This window comes from Salinarimonas soli (assembly GCF_008386575.1).
In the GTDB taxonomy this organism is placed as follows: domain Bacteria; phylum Pseudomonadota; class Alphaproteobacteria; order Rhizobiales; family Beijerinckiaceae; genus Salinarimonas_A; species Salinarimonas_A soli.
In genome coordinates this window covers 20,906-38,836 of record NZ_VUOA01000030.1, presented here as the reverse complement: position 1 = coordinate 38,836, position 17,931 = coordinate 20,906, and the positions used below count along the sequence as shown (strand labels likewise).

Below are 17,931 nucleotides of genomic sequence, written 5' to 3'. Positions count from 1 at the left end.
GGAAGCCGACCTTGCTGCGGGGCCCGTCCCGACCCTACTCGGAGCTTCGGGATGTACTGTTCTAGTGCACTGACGCGGTCGGGTGATTCACAGATTGGGTGAGGCGTGCGAGTCTGGGGAATGGCCCAGACCTCGAGCATCCTGCTCAGCGCGGCTGATCACGAGCGCCTCCTTTCCATCATCGCCGACCGCAACCGCCCGCAGAAGCACGTCGAGCGCGCTCGCATCATCCTGCACGCCGCCGACTACCTGCCGGTGCTGGAAGTCGGCAAGCGAGCGGGCGTGAGCCGCCCATCTGTGTGGCGTTGGCAACAGCGCTTTGCCGAGGAGGGGGTCGCGGCCTGCTGCACGACAAGACGCGCCCGCCAGGCCGCGCCTCCACGCTCCCGGACTAGGTTGCCCGCGTGCTGGCCATCACCTGCTCCGAGCCACCGGGCGGGGTCACGCACTGGAGCGGGCGCGCAGTGGCGGCTCTGGTCGGGCTCTCCTTGCGCACCGTCCAGCGGATCTGGGACGCTCACCGCCTGCAGCCGCACCGGGTGCGCACCTTCAAGCGCTCCAGCGACCCCGCCTTTGCCGAGAAGGTGGAGGACATCGTCGGGCTCTACATGAGCCCGCCCGCGCATGCCGTCGTGCTGTCCATTGACGAGAAGTCCCAGATCCAGGCGCTCAGCCGCACGAGACCCGGCACGCTCGTGAAGCTCGGCCGGCCTGCGACCATGACCCACGACTATGAGCGCCACGGCACCACGACGCTCTTTGCAGCGCTCAACGTGCTGGACGGGACGGTGCTGGGCCGCTGCATGCACCAGCACCAACACCAGCACCAGGAGCTTATCCGCTTTCTGAATTCCGTCGAGGGGAGCGTGCCAGCCGGCAAGGTGATCCACGCCATTCTGGACAACTATGCCGTTCACAAGCACCCGCGGGTGCGGGCTTGGCTCTCGCTCCATCCCCGTTGGGTGTTCCACTTCACCCCAACGTCCGCGTCCTGGATCAACGCCGTCGAGGGCTTCTTCCCGGCCCTGAACCGGCGGCGGCTGAAGCGGGGGCGCGGGTCCAGCCCGTAAAGTACGGGTTCTCTGTCAGCTGAGTTCCATTTGTTGTCAGAACGCGCGAATGAGAGTAAATTTCTCTGCTGCACGTCTCAATTTGCGCGCAGGCCAACATCTGTCGCACCTTCTTGGGAGCGCACAATGCCTCGTGTTCGGACAACGCGACCTAGCGACTGCTCCGCCGCGCCGGCCGTGCTTGCGGCGAGGCTCGCGATTGCCGTTGCGGCAACCCTCACCGTTTTGGCTTGCGGGTCCGCTGCCGCGCAGGCACCGATGATTAGGCCCGAGTCAGGTCCGTGGTCGGCTGGGGAGGGATTCCAGTTTGAGGAAGAGCCGAAGAAGACACGACGTGCGGCGAGTGGCATCGCTTGTCCATCAGCCGCGACGCGTGCGCGCACGTGTCTGTTTGTGTTCGACGAAGGCACGGAGGCGCGTTTCGGTATCCTCAGCGAGGGCAAGCTCACCCCAGACAGTGAGCGGGTTATGTTGATCTCAGAGGACGGCGAACTAGATGCTGAGGGCGCCGCTCTCGACGGTGACGTGTTCTACGTCATCGGCTCCCACTCCGCGAAGCGCGGAAATTGCAAGAGCAACGCTGACAGTCGCCACGTGATCAGGTTTCGACGCGACCCCGCCACCGGGCGTGGCGCTCGCGAAATTAGCGGGCAGCTCGCTGGCTATGCCTTTACCGGCAACCTGTGGAGTCTTATGGCTAAGCAGCCTGAGCTTGCGGCGTACGTGGGCGAACGCAAGTGCCTCGGGACGGAACCGCCCGACGACGAGCCTCAACTAAGGGGACAACGTGGAGCGAACATTGAGGCCGTCGCTGCTCTGGCCGGGCGGCTTTTCTTCGGGTTCCGAGGCCCAGCCATGGGCAGCCGCGCTCCGGTCTTGGCAGTTGACGCGGCGGGCCTGTTCGACGGTGGTCCAACAAACGAAAAAGTCACTATGCTTCATGTAGGACCACGGCGCGGCATCCGTGACATGCAGATTGTAAAGGACGGCCTCCTTGTTCTAGCGGGTCCCGACGATGACAAAAGCAGCGCGGGCGCGGGCTGGATCATCAGCTTGTGGGATGGATCCACAACTGCGGAGGGCACGGGGCAACCGCGCGAGCTCGCGCGGCTGAACCTCGACGGCCTCGTCCGAGATAAGTGTGACAAGGAGATTAAACCGGAGGCATTGACTGTTCTCGAGGAGACAGCCAGCCACTACCTCGTAGTAGTCCTGTCCGATGGAATGTGTGACGGGGGACCGTTGCTGTATTGGGTCCCGCGCTGAGGCGATCGCAGGCCACGGCTCACTTCCAGGTCCGACGCACCGGTACTGCGCGGAGCTCCGGGCCATCCCGGCGAGGTTGTCGGTTGCGCTCGCGATTGCAGCGAAACGAAACGCATTCACGCAGCCGGCGGCGGCTCCCGCTCAAGGCATGTAAGAGGATGCGTACCCGGCTCGCCCGTGATGTTCTGGGCATCGGTTCTCAGAGCACCCAAATTGCGCTCAATCACCGGCGCTGTGCTGCCAGCAGTCCGGGCGGAGTGTGGCAAGGCGGGCGGCGCTGGGGTCTTGCTGGAGAGGACGTGTTGTGAAACGCTCTCGTTTGTCGAATGAGCACGCGGCCTCGCGCACAGAAATTGCTGCTCGTATCGGCTTTGGGATGATCGGCTTGGGCGTCGCTATAGCTAGCTACGCTAAGTGCGCGGGTATGCGGCGTCAGCTTGGAGGCTTGACCATGTCGTTCAAAGACGACCCCATTCTGTCTACGGCCCCGCTGCCTCCCCCCGCTCAGATCCCGGTCATGGGCAGTCCTTTGAAGCGGGACATCGCCACGACGTACAATCGCGTCGGCGGTCTCATGTCAGCGCTCGCCACGAAAGCTGGCATTCCTGTCGAGGGCGCGCTCGCAGTGTGGCAGGCTGAGAGCGGCGGGTTTCCCTATACCCAAGGCCGGCCGGTGCTGCGCTTCGAGAACCACGTCTTCTTCGACGAATGGGGAGACAACAACGCCGGCGCGTTCGATCAGCATTTCCAGTTTGGAGGTCGCGCCGGCGTCCCGGGCAAGCGGTGGCAAAATCACCGCTGGCGACCCAGCCCAGGCGGTGCGTGGCAAACTTTTCATGGCAGCCAGGCGAAGGAATACAATGTCTTCCAATTCGCGCAGACCCTCGCCGGCGGCCCCGAGCCGGGGTGCCAGGCCGTGAGCTGCGGGGGTCCGCAGATCCTGGGCAGGAATCACGCCGTCGTCGGCTATGCCTCCGCTAAGGCCCTGTTCGACGCCATGGCATTGTCGGAAAGGTGGGAGGTTTGCGCGTTTTTCGATTTCTGCAGGTCGAAGCACATCATTGACGAAATTAAGAATGAGGATTGGGAAGGTTTTGCATACTACTACAATGGCGCCGGGAACTCCGTAGTCTACGGCCAAAAAATCGAGAACTACTACAACGCGGCACTCGATATGAACATTCCTGCACCGGGGGTGGCCGTTCTGGGGCTCGCCCTAGCCCCGGGCCCTGTCGCACCGCCCGCTCCACAGGCGTTGATGCCAGATGCCGGCGCGTCGGCAGCTGTAACACCCACTGCAGCGCCCGCCGCCTTTGCTGCTATGAACAACGATGATGTTATTGAGCGTGGCGATAAAGGGGCAGAGGTTAGTGCCCTGCAAAAGCGGCTCAGTGAGTTTGGGTATTACAAAGGAGCATTGGACGGCCTCTTCGGGGGTGGGACCGAGATTGCCGTGATGGACTTTCAACGGGACGCATTGATTCATGTAGACGGCCGGGCAGGCCCAGAAACCCTCGCAAAACTATCTTCCTGGACACTTTCCACGGCTGCCGATGCGAAGACACAGGGCCGGGCAGACGTGGTCTACAAAAACCAACACTCCATCCGGAATCGGCCGTGCACTGCTAATCTGGAAATGAAGTTGTCAACCGCAGTTTACGACGTGTACGGGCCTGGGTGCCAGGCGCAAATCTATAGTGGCGGACAACCGAGAAAGGGTATGCCTGGCAAACGCACTGGAAGCATCAGGCATGATGATTATGGTGAGGGTGGTCGCGCACTGGATGCCTGGATCATCAATGAAGAGGGTCGACGCCTCACAGGTCCAGAACTTGGCAAGCTCGGGCAATACTGGCTCGCTCTGAAGTATGGTGGCTGTGGTCTTGAAATGGCCGTTGGAGGCATTCATCTCGATGAGTGGGAGACACCTCCACTCGGTGGCGGAATGTACTGGACCTACCCCTATCTGAACTCCCAAGCCTGGGGAGATAAAGTGCGAAGAATGCTAGCCGACGGAAGTAAGGGCTCTAAACCGAAATTCTACAAGTTATGAGACAGTGAGTGCCGAAGGCACCTTCGGCGCGCTGAGTCTTGGGCAAATATCACCCTCGGGCTGTCCTAAGGGGTTCTCGCGCGCTCCCATTGCGAACGTCCGCTTTCGAGAACTGCGTCCAGCACTAGGGATGGCAGCCATCGGCGCAGACCGGACCGGACGCTCATGGCCGAGTGCGGGCCGGCAGCTTTCGGCATGTGCACGGCGGAAGCGGACGTTCCTCTCAAATGTCTCAAGGTCGTGATCTGGCCAGAAGCGTTTCATCTACTTGTACGCGGATCACTGGCGAAGTACGCTGCGTAGTGGCGACGCTCTCCTCGGGCACGTGCCTCTTGTCGCTCATCTCACTCTTCCACAAGCAGGCGCCTTTACATAAGCAGCGCCTCCCCTACGGGACAGGTCAGAGTGCGTTGCAGAGCGGGGCTGGCGGATTGCAGCGTTACCGGCGGCGCGCCCTGACCTGCGGCAGCTGTCCCAGTTGGTCTACGCAGAAACACGCCCGGTCGTTTCGGCGAGGTTGCAACGGAAATAGCTTTGAAACAACTTTTCGCTGGGGTGCCCTGGGCAATCACAGCCAACGGGCTGGACGAGCGAGCGAGCGAGACGAAGGGAAGGCTGGGCAGCCCGTGGTTGGTCATTCCCTTGGCGGCGTATCTTGTTACGATTGGCAAGGCAGGACTGCGCGCCGGCTTTCATGCTCCGTGGACTTGACGATCGGTCACTGCGAGGACCGCCTAATTCCTCGATCGCAAGTTTATCGAAAACAACGGGCATTCCAAAAGAGGTTGAGTGGGGGAAGGCGAGATGACGGGGTCCACGGTCGGTAGGTATAGGCTGACGCGTCGAATAATCAACGGAGATCAAAAGAAGGGCATACCTGATCTTTGGAGGGCGGAAGATCTCGGCGATATCTATTATGCCAAACTTTGGAATAGGCATTCAGAAGAGAATTTTGCCATTCAGGCGCTTTGGAACAGGGAAATTCGTGGTCTCATGCGGCTGCAGAGCTATCCCGGAGCTTCGGAGCTGTTCGTGAAGCTCCACGATCTCGACTCCGACGATCGTTACTATTACGCGATCCTGGACGGCGGCAGACGGCAGACCCTGTCGGAGATGCTGCAGAACCGCGGCAACTATCATTGGCTGCGCAACCTGTCCGAGGTCGGGCGTCGGCGTCCGTTGTGGGAAGGGCTGCTCCGCACGGCGGAGGCCCTGGCCATCCTACATCGCGAGGGCACGCTCCACCGCTCGCTGTCTCCTGCATCCGTGTTCGCAAGCCCGGATGGACAAGGCGAGTTCCGACTGAGCGGCTTCGAATGGTCCCTGCGTTTGGCTGGATCGGATGGGGGCGTGACGAAGGTCGTGCGTAAGGGGCAGATCCTGGCCCCCGAGCTTGAAAGGCCGGACGGCGAGTACTCGACTGCGACCGACTGGTACGATTTCGGTCTCGTTGCCGCTGAGCTTTTTGGGGCGCCGATCGCTACCGTCAAGAAAAGAGCAGCTTTGCCAAGCCTTATCAGTAATCTAACCAACCTTCGGGAAAGCGAGAGAGCGATAATCTGGCGACTGCTCGACAGTGATCAGGAGCAGCGTTTGGTGGACGCCGAAGAGATTGAGCAAACGCTGAGGCAGATCATCCGTGATCTTGGGACCGTAACGGCCGGATCGAGCAGGGATCTGGTTATCGCCGTCCGCCTGGGTCCGGAACGAGATCTCGCACGAACCATCGAGGTTGTCTCGGAGGGGCAGGCCAAAGCAAGCGACCCAATCGCCCAGCGGGACTGGATCCGGAGGGATCTTCAAGGCGACATCCGCGTGGTCGGTCGCAGCAAGCCGTGGCCGCATTACGTTCTCAGCGGCGACAAGCTTCAGTATCGGGTGCGCAACTGGTCAGTCGACAACTTGAACACTTGGGAAATCGGGTATTGCGATGGGATTGAAAGGACACCTCGGGTCAGCTCCGATGATCAACTCTTCAGCTCCGCACAGCGCAAGCTCGACATTCAGCTTTTTCCAAATGTCAGAAAGAACATTCGAACCGTTCGGGATCGAGCCGCGCACTGGGACAAGATATTCCCGTTGAGAAACGAAAAGGTCGAGCTCCCTGATAATCTGCGAACTGTTCACGAATTTTTTCGGATCACGCAGCAGCTCGATACTGTGCTGACCGTCGCCCAGATCTGCGCTGTCGATATCCTGGAGATCGATGTTGGCGTCAATGACACCACGGTTATGGTGACGCCTGCGCATGAGCCCGAACGCGTGGAACTGGCCCGCTTCGTCAATCTCGCTCCGCCTGCCGAGCAGGTTCAAGACTGGTTCAAGCTGGGCGCGGAAGCCGTCGTCGTCGATGACGAGGAGGACCCGGAGCAGGACCGGTATACGTTTCTGGAGCGGCGGACCATTGGCAGCGACACATCGACGATCTGGAGGTTCGTGAAGGCGGAGCAGCATCCCAGCGGTCCACGCTACCACTTCCGGACCCAGGGCACGGCCATCATACGCGAGGGTAGGGCCTACCTCGCCAGGAATCATGGAGGAACGCTCGCCCAGATCCGACGCCGGCACAAGGCCATCGAGGACATGCGGCTCTTCGAGGGCCTCCTGCGCCTGATCGCGTCCCCTCGCGAGGTCACGCGTGCGAATACCGATGTACTTCCGCTCGCGAGGGCCGACATCCCGCTGGACAACTCCAAGCTGAAAGCCCTCCAGCGACTATGGCAGACCCAGCCCTTGTTCGCCATCCAGGGACCACCTGGCACGGGCAAGACGACCCTCATCGCCGCCTTTGCTGATCGCCTCTTCAACGCCGACTCGAGTGCCCAGGTCCTCGTCACGGCTCATTCCCACCACACCGTCGACGACGTGCGCGAGAAGCTCTCGAAGCTGTTCGTCGACCATGACAACCATCACCGCCCCATTGTCCTTCGGCTTGGGGCAGACGGGAGCGATGCCGACGGTCCCGAGAGGGTTACGGATAGCCTCCTGGCGCAACTGCAGAACAGCGAACTCGCGCGACGCTCCCCTGACTACCTGCAGGACAGGTTGGCGGCAGCGGTTAATGCCGAGGGCAGCCGAACTGTGGAAGCCGATACCGACATCCGTACGATGCAGGTGCTGGTCCAGGATGCAGCCAACCTGACCTTCTCGACGCTCAATTCATCGGATCTCGCCGACTTGGCAGGGCGTGGCCGACGTTTCGACTGGTCGATCATCGAGGAAGCAGGAAAGGCGCACGGCTTCGACATGGCTACAGCGCTTCAAGAGAGCCATCGGCTTCTCCTCATCGGGGATCACGAGCAGCTTCCACCGTTCAACGTCCGGCGCTTCACTGATCTCCTCGGCGATCCGCTGAAAGTCCAGAAGGCCATCCAGGCAGGCGCGCAATTCGCGCCTGGGCTGGTCGACCCGTCGCTGGTGACCGATGACGACGCCCGCGAGCCCTTCGTCGATCGCTGCGCCAACTGGGCCGGCATGGTCAAGCTTTTTGAGACCATCTTCACGCGAAGCGCGATCGGCGGGTTTGAGGGCTCGCCGGCGGCGGTTCTCACCGACCAGCATCGCATGCATCCCGACATCGCAGAGCTGGTTGGGAAGGTCTTCTATCCTGACGAGATTGGCGGCACGATCCTGCGCTCTCCGCCGGAAACCCACCAGCGCTTTGAGGCTCCCGCACCCTTCACGATCCCTACGATGTCCTGGTTGCCGCAGCAGCGGGTCGTCTGGTGCGACGTTCCGTGGGAGCGCAAGGAGGAGTTCGCAGAAGGCGAGATTGATGGCCTCTTCATCTCGCGCCCTGAGGCCAAGTTGGTGGGCGAGGTGCTCGAGCATATTCGTCCGCGTGGCAGCGAGCGATGCGAGCTGCAGATCCTGTCGCCATACAACAGTCAGCTCGACGCGATCAGGAATGTCATCCACCGCGCACGTTCGGCCGGCAGGCTCGGGCACATGTTCCAACCGCCCTTCGACCTCGGCTCCGGAAAAAGGATGGGGGCAACCGTCGACGAGTTTCAGGGATCCGAAGCTGACGTCGTCATCGTCAGCCTGGTACGAAACAATGCTCTCGTTCCGTGGAAGAGCGTCGGATTTTTGAAAGAGAAAAACCGGATGAACGTGCTGCTGAGCCGCGCGAAACACAAACTCATCATTGTTGGTAGCTGGGATTTTTTCGAATCAAGGTGCAATGCTACGACAAGCGACTATGAGGAGCACGCCTACATTGGGCGGATGATGAAGCAGATGAGCTCAGCTCAGAAGGCAGGAATATTGTCAGTTGTTAGGTCGCCGAAATGAAGTACCTCTATGTTCCTCTGTACCGCATGGCCGTCAGTTACGTTTACAGCTTCGGCCGTCGTTGGAGCGTCATCGAGCACATGTTGCTGGTCGAAAGCACCGCAGCCAAACACTCCGCTATGGAACTCGCGAAACTAGCCGATGTGCCGCACCGGCTCGTCGTGGAGGCGCTTATCAACCTGCTCCGGGCGAACTGGGTCGAGGTTCGCAGCGAGAACGAAAAAATCTATTTCGCAGCCACTCCGGCCGGTCGGCGCCGCGCCAAGGAGAAGAGCTTACCCGAGCGATTGCAAAGGGACACTAAGTGGGACTCCGTGTGCGTCGACAGACTCACCGGCCACTGGATGCGCGCCGACGACCTCGATCTGGTCTACGAGCGGAACTTGCCCGCCGACGCCGTCAAGCTACCAGCCCTGATCCACACGTTCGAGCCGAACGACGCAGCGCTCCGCGATCTTTTCCGTCTAAACCTCGACGAAAGCTTAGAGCCCACGGCGCCGCAGTTCCGGACCCCCTCCCTGCCCTACGCTCGCGTGGGCATCGCGTTTGGGGAGGTTCAGGCCGGTCTTCCCTCAAGCGCACCGCTCGGGTTGCGAGACGTCCTCGTGCGGCACGCGTCCGGGATCACGGACGAGGGCGGGGCGACCTACGCGCCTTCGTCGCCGATCATGCAAGGGACGGCGCGAGACGAGCTGTCCGCCGACGATATTATCGTCGGCGGCCCGGCCCACCTCGAGTTGGTCCGGAACGCGCTGGAGCGCGCCAAGTCAACCGTCGTGATCCACTCGTGCTTTCTCGGTGCGGACACTCTGCGGCTATTGCTTCCCGACCTGGAGCGTGCGGCAAAGCGCAAAATAGGTATCGAGCTGCTCTGGGGCCTTCATGTCGATCCCGAGGCCGGACGGCCGCCCAGGAAGTTCTCGGACGTGGCCGCGGTGCTCGCCGAACTCCCACCCGGCGCGCGGGGAAGGGTACGGCTGTCCCCGCTTTCGTCCGGCTCCCACGCCAAGGTGTTGATCTACGACGACCGGTACACCGGGGCGTGGACCACGGTCGTCGGCAGCTGCAACTTCCTATCGTCCGAGTTCGACTGGGTCGAGGTTTCACTTAGGACGCGCAGCCCGCTGTTCGCCTCCAAGGTCGTGAGCCGCTTGCTGTCCCATCAGCTTCCCGCCGTCGGAAACTGGACCGGGACGGCTCGCCGCCTCAACGCGATCTGGTCCGAACTCAAGCATAGGGTACGAGCCCAGCCCGAGACTGGCCGTTACGGGATATCCCTCGTCGTCGACCACGATCACTACGCATGCGTGACGCTCGCGCGGGACCGCGCCGCGCGAGACATCGTGATCGCATGCGACCTCTATGGCCTGTCCGCGGAGACGTCGGTGCTCGTGCCCATGGAAACCGCTGCGGCGCGGGGCATCGACGTGCAACTCGAGTATACGCGCCCGAGCAGATTCCTACTGGAGGAGGGGCAGGAGCCCTCGCCAGCGGAAATTGGGAAGCGCCGCCTCAAGCTGAGGCGCGTCGAAGACGTCCACGCCAAGTACATCGGATGGGACGAGGACAATATCGTCATCTCCAGCTTCAATTGGATGGCGACCGCACTCGACGCGAGGCGGTCACGCGCCGCTGAGATCGGCGCGTTCGTCAATGGACCCGGCATCCGTTCTATGCTGGCCGCGAAGCTGCATGGGCAGCCTATCGTTGACCACGGTCAGGATGATGGCCCCGAGGGTCGGACGAGACCCAGCTGACTGGCCATCGACTGCCACTCGAGCGAGAGATCTGGATTCATTCGCTTAAACATGCGAGTGGAGAGTGAAAGGCCGGCTTGAGCCTTGCTCATCTCGTAGCTCACGAGCGCTGCGACCACGCGCGCCTGGAAGGTCGGGCTGGCAGCATCCTGGGTCACCTGGATGAGCGAATAGAGCTCGATGTGCAGCCGCTCGACTGTCGATCGCAGCCATTCCATGCGCACCCAACGGGATACCAGCTGCTCGCTGAAAAGTACTTGTGCCGCAATTGCCATGAGATCCAGATCCGTCGCCCGATACAGCACGGCCCAGAGCCAGATGGATAGGTATAGAACTATGCGGGATCGCTCGAAATACAACATCCTGCTCACTATCGCTTTGGTGAACAGGGTGTTCTCCAAGACCGAGGCGCCGATGCGCAGAAACGGGTCGCCGACGGGCGTGTTGTAGTATCCCTTGGAAGGTGAGGGTACGAGAGGGACGGAGAACGCGTTCGACATGAAGTCGGCAACCCGCATAGCATGCGCGCGAGCAGCAAAGTACGTACGAACGGTGATGCCGCTCAGGAAAAAGCCGACCACTAAAAGGGCAAAGGTCGCTTGAGCGGCTTGATAAATTTTGGGAGAGACGACCTTATCAATCTGAAGAACAGCAACTGATAAGGCGGCTGCCAGGTAGAACATGGCATCCGAGAGATTTTCGGCATTTCTCAGCGGGTTGTAGTATTCCGGGCCGATCGGATCTTTGCGGATCAAGGTCAGTCTCCGTTTGGTGGCATGCTACGCAGGATAGATGGGTCGGCCGTTGCTGCTTGATCGCCGACGAGGGCGACGTGTGACAGTGAGGCGTGAGCTCGCAACGATCAAGCCGAACCCGATGCTGCGGCCCGCCGTCGACGGCGCGGCCCACGGATCGCGTTCGTACCAGCGCGTGGGGTGCGCTGCTCGCCCCGGCTGCGGATCGGCCCAAGGTTTTGACGGCGATCGGCGCGGAGCGCCTGAACGGGTTAAGTGCGATAGAGTCAAAGCGGCACGCCTGTCGCCAACTCAGCGCCAGTCTCGAGCGCGGAAAAAGTCGACCTTGCACATTCGACTCGGAATGTCCGCTATCCGGAAAAGGCTTACCAGTTTCAATGACAGGGATGGGCGCGGAACGGACGTTTTTGGCCGGAAACGGCCCGGCTGCTTCTGGGTAGGGCCAAAGCGAAGCGGGCCTTCATGAGGTGGAGGGCGATCTTGTTGACGGGTTGCCCTACACTCTTGCAACGTTCTCTATGTGTTCCCACTTGGGTGGGCTGTTTGCAGGTTTGGGGCATCGGATGAGGCAGCTTGAGGTCGAGAACCAACTCCGCGACGTGGTCAGCCGGATCGTCGTTCAGGTCGAGCTGGCGACCAGCCAGGGGCGGACTGATATGAATCTGGCGCTGGAGGATGCCTTTATCCCCATTTTGAAGTCGGTCTACAATCTCCCGCACCTCGTCAATCTGAATCGCAAGCAGAAGAACTTCCCCGGAATCGACCTCGGTGACGACCACGACCGCGTGGCGTTCCAGGTAACGTCGACAACGACGCTCGAGAAGGTGAAGTCCACCGTCCGGCAGTTCATGGACCGGGCCTACTACAACACGTTCGACGAACTCTTCATCCTCATGTTCTCAAGAAAGCAGTCGTCCTATAGTCAGGCATCGGTCAACGAGCTCCTGACCGACCAGTTCGCCTTTAATTGCAAGAAGCACATCATCGATCTCAGTGACCTGCTCGGTCAAGTGTCCGGCCTGCGGCTCGCGGCTCAGGAACGAGTGTTGTCCGAGTTCCAGCGCATCCTGGGCGAGGTTGATGCTCACGTCAGTTTCAGCTCGGAGGGCATCGCTGCGCCAAGTGCGATCACGTCTAACCTTCAGCAAATTCGGCTTCCCGAGGCCGTTTACGTGGCGGAACTGACGATTGATGACAAGGCCGTAATCGCAAAGGCGAAGGCGGAACTCAGCTACAAGGGTATGGCTCGAGGCCGGAAGTCGGTTGTCAAGATGGCGCTGCTCTTGAACAGCGTGGAGACAGACGCGTGGGTTTGCTATGACAACAAGCTCTTCTCGTTCCATGACATCGAGCGATGCGGCCTTATCAGCGTGGTCGACAGAGGCTCCGTGGAGCGGCTGGAGGTTTCGGATCTAGCCGGCTCCCCCGAACTGGACAACGTGAACATCCTAAAGCAGCTTCTCTCCGCGCAAACGCGCGAGCGGCTCAAACAGCACCGTGTGCGTATGCACGCGAAGGAAGGATTTTTTTTCTTCGGGCCCACTTCGGAAGGGCAGTTAGAGCGTAAGGAGACTTGGGTTGGCAAGAAGACCGCGATCCGTCGCGTTTACGAGGTCAGGCATCAGCGCAAGGACCCGTCCAAGGTCGCCCATCACCAGCATCTGTCGTTCGACCTGACATTCACGAAGCTGGGGGATGCTTGGTACGCGCAGATCGTGCCGGGCTGGTTTTACTCCTACAACGGCTACGTCAAGTCGAACTGGCACGACGATCTCCTGTCGCAGCAGAAGCGCCTCGAGCACAATTCCAGTGTCCGAAACACCGTCCGCTTCATCGCGTATTTCCTGTCCAGCGCCACCAAAGGCGACGATAAGGATGACGGGCTCCGCTTCCTGTCCCTCGTCGAGTTCGATGCGCGGGAAATCGACGAGGCGGAGCCGGACGACGACGAGGACCTTACCCGTCTGGCGGAAGGAAGCGCGGCATGAAGGTCACAACGCTCGCCGAGCCACTGCTGGAGTTTGGAACGGGCACGCACATCTGTCCTCGCACCGGGATCGAGCACCTGGGCGTTTACGACAAGCGGGACGAGCTACGTCGGACCGAACTACGAATTGGCGTGGTCGGCCGCGGGGAGGGCGTCGATCTTCTCGACGATTGGCTGGAGAAGTGCCAGAACGGGATCGAGCGTAAGCAGGAGTCCAAGCTGCTAAATCTCTTCCGCGGCTTCGGCGGCATCAACCAGCAATATGGCTTCCTGACTAGGCTCATAAATTCTCCGCAATATACTCGAACCCTGAAAAAGTCGGAGATCTCAGCAATCGTACAGCTCGCGTCCCGCCCGGAGCGGGTTGAGCGAGCTGTCGAGCTCTACTACGAACAGATCCGCTTCCTCGCCGAGAACAGATCTGTTGACGTGATCGTCTGCGTCATGCCCAACGAGATGTTCGAATCGGTTACAACTTCGGCGAGCGACGACGATCCGGAAGAGAGCGAGCTCGAGCACAACTTCAGGCGCATTCTGAAGGCCAAGTGCATGCACCTCGGCACCCCACTGCAGTTGGTGCAAGAGAGGACCATCCTCATCACCAAGCAAGCGGGCGACCAGCAAGACCCGGCCACAAAGGCGTGGAATTTTTGCACGGCGCTCTACTACAAAGGTAACAGAACGATCCCGTGGCGGCTCGTCGAGGATACGGCGAAGCTGCGGTCGTGTTATATCGGCGTAGGTTTCTACAAAAGTCGTGACGGGGAGACGGTGTCTTCAAGCTTGGCCCAAGTTTTCGACGAGTTCGGGCACGGGATCATCCTTCGCGGTACGCCGGTGTCGATCGACAAGAAGAACCGTCACCCGTACTTGAGCGAGGATCAGGCCTACGAACTTCTGCGCGACGCTCTGGACGAGTACGACCGTGCTCTCGAGCACATGCCGGCACGGATCGTGATCCACAAGTCTAGCCACTTTCGGGAGAGTGAACGGAAGGGATTCCTACGAGCGCTCAACGAAAAGGGCATCCGCTCGAAGGACTTTGTTGCGATTACAAGTACCGACATAAGGCTGTTCAGTGACAAAGACTATCCACCCAAGCGAGGAACGCTTCTAACGATCTCCGAAACCGAGGGCGTGCTATACACGCGCGGCACGGTGGATTTCTACAAGACATATCCCGGCATGTACGTACCCAACCCGCTGAAGATTACAGTGTACGAGCAAGACTCGTCGATCGAGAGCCTGTGCGTTGAGGTTCTTGGGTTGACGAAGATGAATTGGAATAACACGCAAATGGACGGCCGGCTACCGATCACGCTGGAATGCGCCAGCAAAATTGGAGACATCATGAAATATGTCAGCCCAACGGAAAAGCCGCAGGTTAGCTACAGCTTTTACATGTAGAAATTTCGCGAGCTCAGCGGTACCGCTGGAGTTGCAGCCGATGGCACTGCCTTCGTTTGCACTATCAGCTCCCCGGCAATCGTTAAGAATTGCGGAGGTCCCCGGGGCCGAACGTCTGTGGCGGCTGCTGAACATAAACTCACGGCAGCTTCTAAGGATCGGCGGCTTCGTCGTTGAACGGCAACGATGGGCGCGAAGCCGGAGGTCCGCTTCTCGGCTAAAACCTTTGGTCTGCCGCTGGCGCCAAGCGGGCGCCTGAGTTCGACGGAGCCGAATCGCTCCACAGCATCACAATCGCTGCAAACCAGTCTCCGCCGATAGCAAAGCGGGTGTGCGGAAACGCGAGCGTAATGAAGGGAGACAGAGGCTCAAAGTCTCCGCTGAGTCTGTTAGACCGCTCGCAATGGAGACGGCCTAGCGGGAGAACGGGAGTAGCTAAGTGACTGTGAACTCGCGTCTTTTAACTGCAGCGGCAGAAGGAGCGGTTCGCAGCAAAGCGTTTGGTGGAGCCAGGCGGAATCGAACCGCCGACCTCTTGAATGCCATTCAAGCGCTCTCCCAACTGAGCTATGGCCCCACTCTGTGCCCCGGGCTTGGGGACCCGGGGAAGTCGTCCGCCGCAGCGGTGGCGCCTCTGTAGCGACCCTTGATCCGGAGATCAAGCCTCTTCGTCGTCCTCGATGTCGCCGTCGATCAGATCGGAGACGTCGTCGTCGCCCTCCTCCTCTTCCTCGAGGAAGGTGTCGTCGGGGCCCTCGTCCTCGACGTCGAGCACGTCGTCGCCCGTGGTCTCGGCGCCGGTCTCGGCCGCCTCGGCGTCCTCCAGGGACACGAGCTCGACATCGCCCGTCGCCGCCTCGGGCTCGTCGTCGACGACGGGGGCGGGACGGCGGGCCGCCACGGCCGCGGGGATGCGGCCCATGGGGAGCGCCGCGGCCTGGTAGACCGTGCCGCATTTCGGGCACACGATCGGATCCCGGCCGAGGTCGTAGAATTTCGCGCCGCAGCTCATGCACTGCCGCTTCAAGCCGAGTTCCGGTCTGGCCACGGATCCACCTTATCGACTGAATTTTCGGGGTCGCTCCCGTTAGTCGCGAGGCGCGCCCTTGTCAAACGGGATTTGGCACGCTCTCCGCTCCGGGGCAGCCGCAGGCGCGAGGCGCTTTCCCCGTTTCCGCGCGCAGGACTCCGTCGGATCCGCACCGACCCGGGATCCGGTCCGGCTGTGCTCGGCCCCGTCGGCGGGACGGGGGCGCCTGGCCGTCGATATGAGATCGCCCCGGCCCAGCCCCGTGACGCCCCGGACCCGGCGTGCTAACGACCCGCCGCAGCCGAAAAACCACCCGAGCCCTCCGATGTCCTCGCCCCATCCCGATCCCCTCCCCGTGGCCGCCGCCCCGTCGGGCCCCTTGAGCGGGCGCCTCAGGGTGCCGGGCGACAAGTCGATCTCGCACCGGGCGATGATCTTCGGGCTCCTCGCCATCGGCGAGACGCGGGTCGAGGGCCTCCTGGAGGGCGACGACGTGCTGCGCACCGCCGCCGCCTGCCGGGCGCTCGGCGCCGCGATCGACCGCGAGGCGCCCGGGCGCTGGCGGGTGCGGGGCGTGGGCATCGGCGGCCTCGTCGCCCCCGACGGCGTGCTCGATTTCGGCAATGCCGGCACGGGCTCGCGCCTCATGATGGGCGTCGCCGGCAGCCACCCGATCGAGGCGACGTTCGACGGCGACGCGAGCCTGCGCAAGCGCCCCATGCGCCGCATCCTCGATCCGCTCGCCCGCATGGGCACGGTCGTGGTGGCGCAGGCCGAGGGCGGGCGCGTGCCCCTCACCCTGCGCGGGCCCGCCGAGACGATCCCGATCGCCTACGAGCCCCCCGCGGCCTCGGCCCAGATCAAGTCGGCGGTCCTGCTCGCGGGGCTCAACGCCCCGGGCCTCACCACCGTGGTGGAGCGCGAGGCGACGCGCGACCACACCGAGCGCATGCTGCGCCATTTCGGGGCGAGCGTCGTCGTCGAGCCCCACGGCGAGGACGGGCGCCGCATCACCCTCCAGGGCCAGCCCACCTTGCGCGGCGCCCCCGTGATCGTGCCCTCCGACCCGTCCTCGGCGGCGTTCCCCATCGTGGCGGCGCTCCTCGTTCCGGGCTCGGAGGTGGTGGTGGAGGGCGTGATGATGAACCCGCTGCGCACGGGCCTCGTCACCACGCTTCTCGAGATGGGCGCCGAGATCGAGCGGGTGAACGAGCGCGACGAGGGCGGCGAGAGCGTGGCGGACCTGAGGGTGCGGGCAAGCCGGCTGCGCGGCGTCGACGTGCCCGCGGCCCGCGCCCCCGCCATGATCGACGAGTATCCCATCCTCGCGGTCGCCGCCGCCTTCGCGGAGGGCACCACCCGCATGCGCGGGCTGCACGAGCTGCGCGTGAAGGAATCCGACCGCCTCGCCGCCGTCGCGGCGGGCCTCGCGGCGGCGGGCATCCGCCACCAGATCGAGGGGGACGACCTCCTGGTGCATGGCGACGGCACGGCGCCGCGGGGCGGGGGCGTGGCGGCGACCCATCTCGACCACCGCATCGCCATGGCCTTCCTGGTGCTGGGGCTTGCGGCCCGCGACGGGATGGGGGTCGACGACGGCGCCATGATCGCGACGAGCTTTCCCACCTTCCTTCCCCTCATGCGGTCGCTCGGCGCCCGCTTCTCGGGCGAGGGCGCATGATCATCGCCATCGACGGGCCCGCGGCCTCCGGCAAGGGCACCCTCGCCAAGCGGCTCGCCGCCCATTACGGCCGGCCGCATCTCGACACGGGCCTGCTCTATCGCGGCGTGGCGCGGGTGCTCCTCGACCGGGGCGAGCCGCTCGACGATCCCGCCCTCGCGGCCGCCGTGGCCGGCGCCCTCGACATGGGGGCGCTCGACGAATCGCGGCTTCGCGGGCGCGAGATGGGCGAGGCCGCCTCCCTCGTCTCCGCCTTCCCGGCCGTGCGCGGGGCGCTCCTCGATCTGCAGCGGCGCTTCGCCGGCCAGCCCGGCGGCGCCGTGCTCGACGGGCGCGACATCGGCTCGGTCGTCTGCCCGGACGCGCACGCCAAGCTCTTCGTCACGGCCTCGCCGGAGGAGCGCGCGGCGCGCCGCCACCGGGAGCTCGCCTCCCGCGGCGATCCCACCCCCTACGAGGCGGTGCTCGCCGACATCCGCCGCCGCGACGAGCGCGACTCGACGCGCAGCACCGCCCCCCTGGTGGTGCCCCCCGGCGGCCGGGTCCTCGACACCACGGCGCTCGACCCCGACGGCGCCTTCGCGGCGGCGGTGGCCCTCGTCGACGCGTCGCTTGCGGGCTCCTGACCCGGC

General features: G+C 62.6%; 10 protein-coding genes, 1 tRNA gene and 1 pseudogene. 9 read left to right on the top strand and 3 right to left on the bottom strand.

Annotated features, from left to right (window positions below):
- Positions 1 to 120: 120 nt before the first annotated feature.
- The 5 genes and pseudogenes from F0L46_RS17100 to F0L46_RS17080 all read left to right on the top strand — a co-directional run.
- A pseudogene (locus F0L46_RS17100) lies at positions 121 to 1,052 on the top strand (IS630 family transposase); the annotation flags it as partial.
- Between the two features lie 411 nt (positions 1,053 to 1,463).
- Positions 1,464 to 2,336, top strand: coding sequence for a DUF3616 domain-containing protein (locus F0L46_RS17095; protein WP_188312017.1), 873 nt, complete (start codon positions 1,464 to 1,466; stop codon positions 2,334 to 2,336).
- 451 nt (positions 2,337 to 2,787) lie between these two features.
- On the top strand, positions 2,788 to 4,389 hold the full coding sequence (locus F0L46_RS17090) for an N-acetylmuramidase domain-containing protein (RefSeq protein WP_188312016.1): 1,602 nt from the start codon (positions 2,788 to 2,790) through the stop codon (positions 4,387 to 4,389).
- A gap of 993 nt (positions 4,390 to 5,382) precedes the next feature.
- Entirely contained in the window at positions 5,383 to 8,682 is a 3,300-nt protein-coding gene (locus F0L46_RS17085) for an AAA domain-containing protein (RefSeq protein WP_240540036.1), read from the top strand.
- The gene (locus F0L46_RS17080) at positions 8,679 to 10,439 is read left to right on the top strand and encodes a phospholipase D-like domain-containing protein (protein ID WP_149819745.1); all 1,761 of its coding nucleotides are present in this window, start codon (positions 8,679 to 8,681) and stop codon (positions 10,437 to 10,439) included. Before F0L46_RS17085 ends, F0L46_RS17080 begins: the two co-directional genes overlap by 4 nt.
- On the opposite strand, the gene F0L46_RS17075 is transcribed toward F0L46_RS17080, so the two are convergent.
- Complete coding sequence (locus F0L46_RS17075; RefSeq protein ID WP_149819743.1) at positions 10,400 to 11,194, bottom strand: hypothetical protein; 795 nt, start codon at positions 11,192 to 11,194, stop codon at positions 10,400 to 10,402. The two genes, F0L46_RS17080 and F0L46_RS17075, sit on opposite strands and share 40 nt — an antisense overlap.
- A 563-nt stretch (positions 11,195 to 11,757) precedes the next feature.
- On the opposite strand from F0L46_RS17075, the gene F0L46_RS17070 reads away from it, so the two are divergent.
- Both F0L46_RS17070 and F0L46_RS17065 read left to right on the top strand, forming a co-directional pair.
- Positions 11,758 to 13,182, top strand: a complete 1,425-nt coding sequence (locus F0L46_RS17070; protein ID WP_149819741.1) for an SMEK domain-containing protein — start codon at positions 11,758 to 11,760, stop codon at positions 13,180 to 13,182.
- Positions 13,179 to 14,588, top strand: a complete 1,410-nt coding sequence (locus tag F0L46_RS17065) for an argonaute/piwi family protein (protein ID WP_149819739.1) — start codon at positions 13,179 to 13,181, stop codon at positions 14,586 to 14,588. Before F0L46_RS17070 ends, F0L46_RS17065 begins: the two co-directional genes overlap by 4 nt.
- A 501-nt stretch (positions 14,589 to 15,089) precedes the next feature.
- Here the strand turns inward: F0L46_RS17065 and F0L46_RS17060 are convergent.
- Positions 15,090 to 15,165 (bottom strand) — tRNA-Ala (locus F0L46_RS17060).
- 81 nt (positions 15,166 to 15,246) lie between these two features.
- Positions 15,247 to 15,636, bottom strand: coding sequence for a TIGR02300 family protein (locus tag F0L46_RS17055; protein ID WP_149819737.1), 390 nt, complete (start codon positions 15,634 to 15,636; stop codon positions 15,247 to 15,249).
- Between the two features lie 307 nt (positions 15,637 to 15,943).
- Between F0L46_RS17055 and aroA the strand changes: the two genes are divergently transcribed.
- Together aroA and cmk are read left to right on the top strand one after the other, a co-directional pair.
- On the top strand, positions 15,944 to 17,299 hold the full coding sequence (aroA, locus tag F0L46_RS17050; RefSeq protein WP_149819735.1) for a 3-phosphoshikimate 1-carboxyvinyltransferase: 1,356 nt from the start codon (positions 15,944 to 15,946) through the stop codon (positions 17,297 to 17,299).
- Positions 17,296 to 17,925 carry a (d)CMP kinase gene (cmk, locus tag F0L46_RS17045; RefSeq protein ID WP_149819733.1) on the top strand — a complete coding sequence of 210 codons (630 nt, stop codon included), beginning with the start codon at positions 17,296 to 17,298 and terminating at the stop codon, positions 17,923 to 17,925. The genes aroA and cmk overlap by 4 nt, the downstream gene beginning before the upstream one ends.
- The last annotated feature ends 6 nt before the right edge of the window (positions 17,926 to 17,931 follow it).

Excerpts from the sequence above, each read along its gene's own strand:
- F0L46_RS17090 (WP_188312016.1), top strand. The coding sequence starts at position 2,788 with ATGTCGTTCAAAGACGACCCCATTCTGTCTACGGCCCCGCTGCCTCCC.
- F0L46_RS17085 (WP_240540036.1), top strand. The coding sequence starts at position 5,383 with ATGCGGCTGCAGAGCTATCCCGGAGCTTCGGAGCTGTTCGTGAAGCTC.
- F0L46_RS17080 (WP_149819745.1), top strand. The coding sequence starts at position 8,679 with ATGAAGTACCTCTATGTTCCTCTGTACCGCATGGCCGTCAGTTACGTT.
- F0L46_RS17070 (WP_149819741.1), top strand. The coding sequence starts at position 11,758 with ATGAGGCAGCTTGAGGTCGAGAACCAACTCCGCGACGTGGTCAGCCGG.
- F0L46_RS17065 (WP_149819739.1), top strand. The coding sequence starts at position 13,179 with ATGAAGGTCACAACGCTCGCCGAGCCACTGCTGGAGTTTGGAACGGGC.
- aroA (WP_149819735.1), top strand. The coding sequence starts at position 15,944 with ATGTCCTCGCCCCATCCCGATCCCCTCCCCGTGGCCGCCGCCCCGTCG.
- cmk (WP_149819733.1), top strand. The coding sequence starts at position 17,296 with ATGATCATCGCCATCGACGGGCCCGCGGCCTCCGGCAAGGGCACCCTC.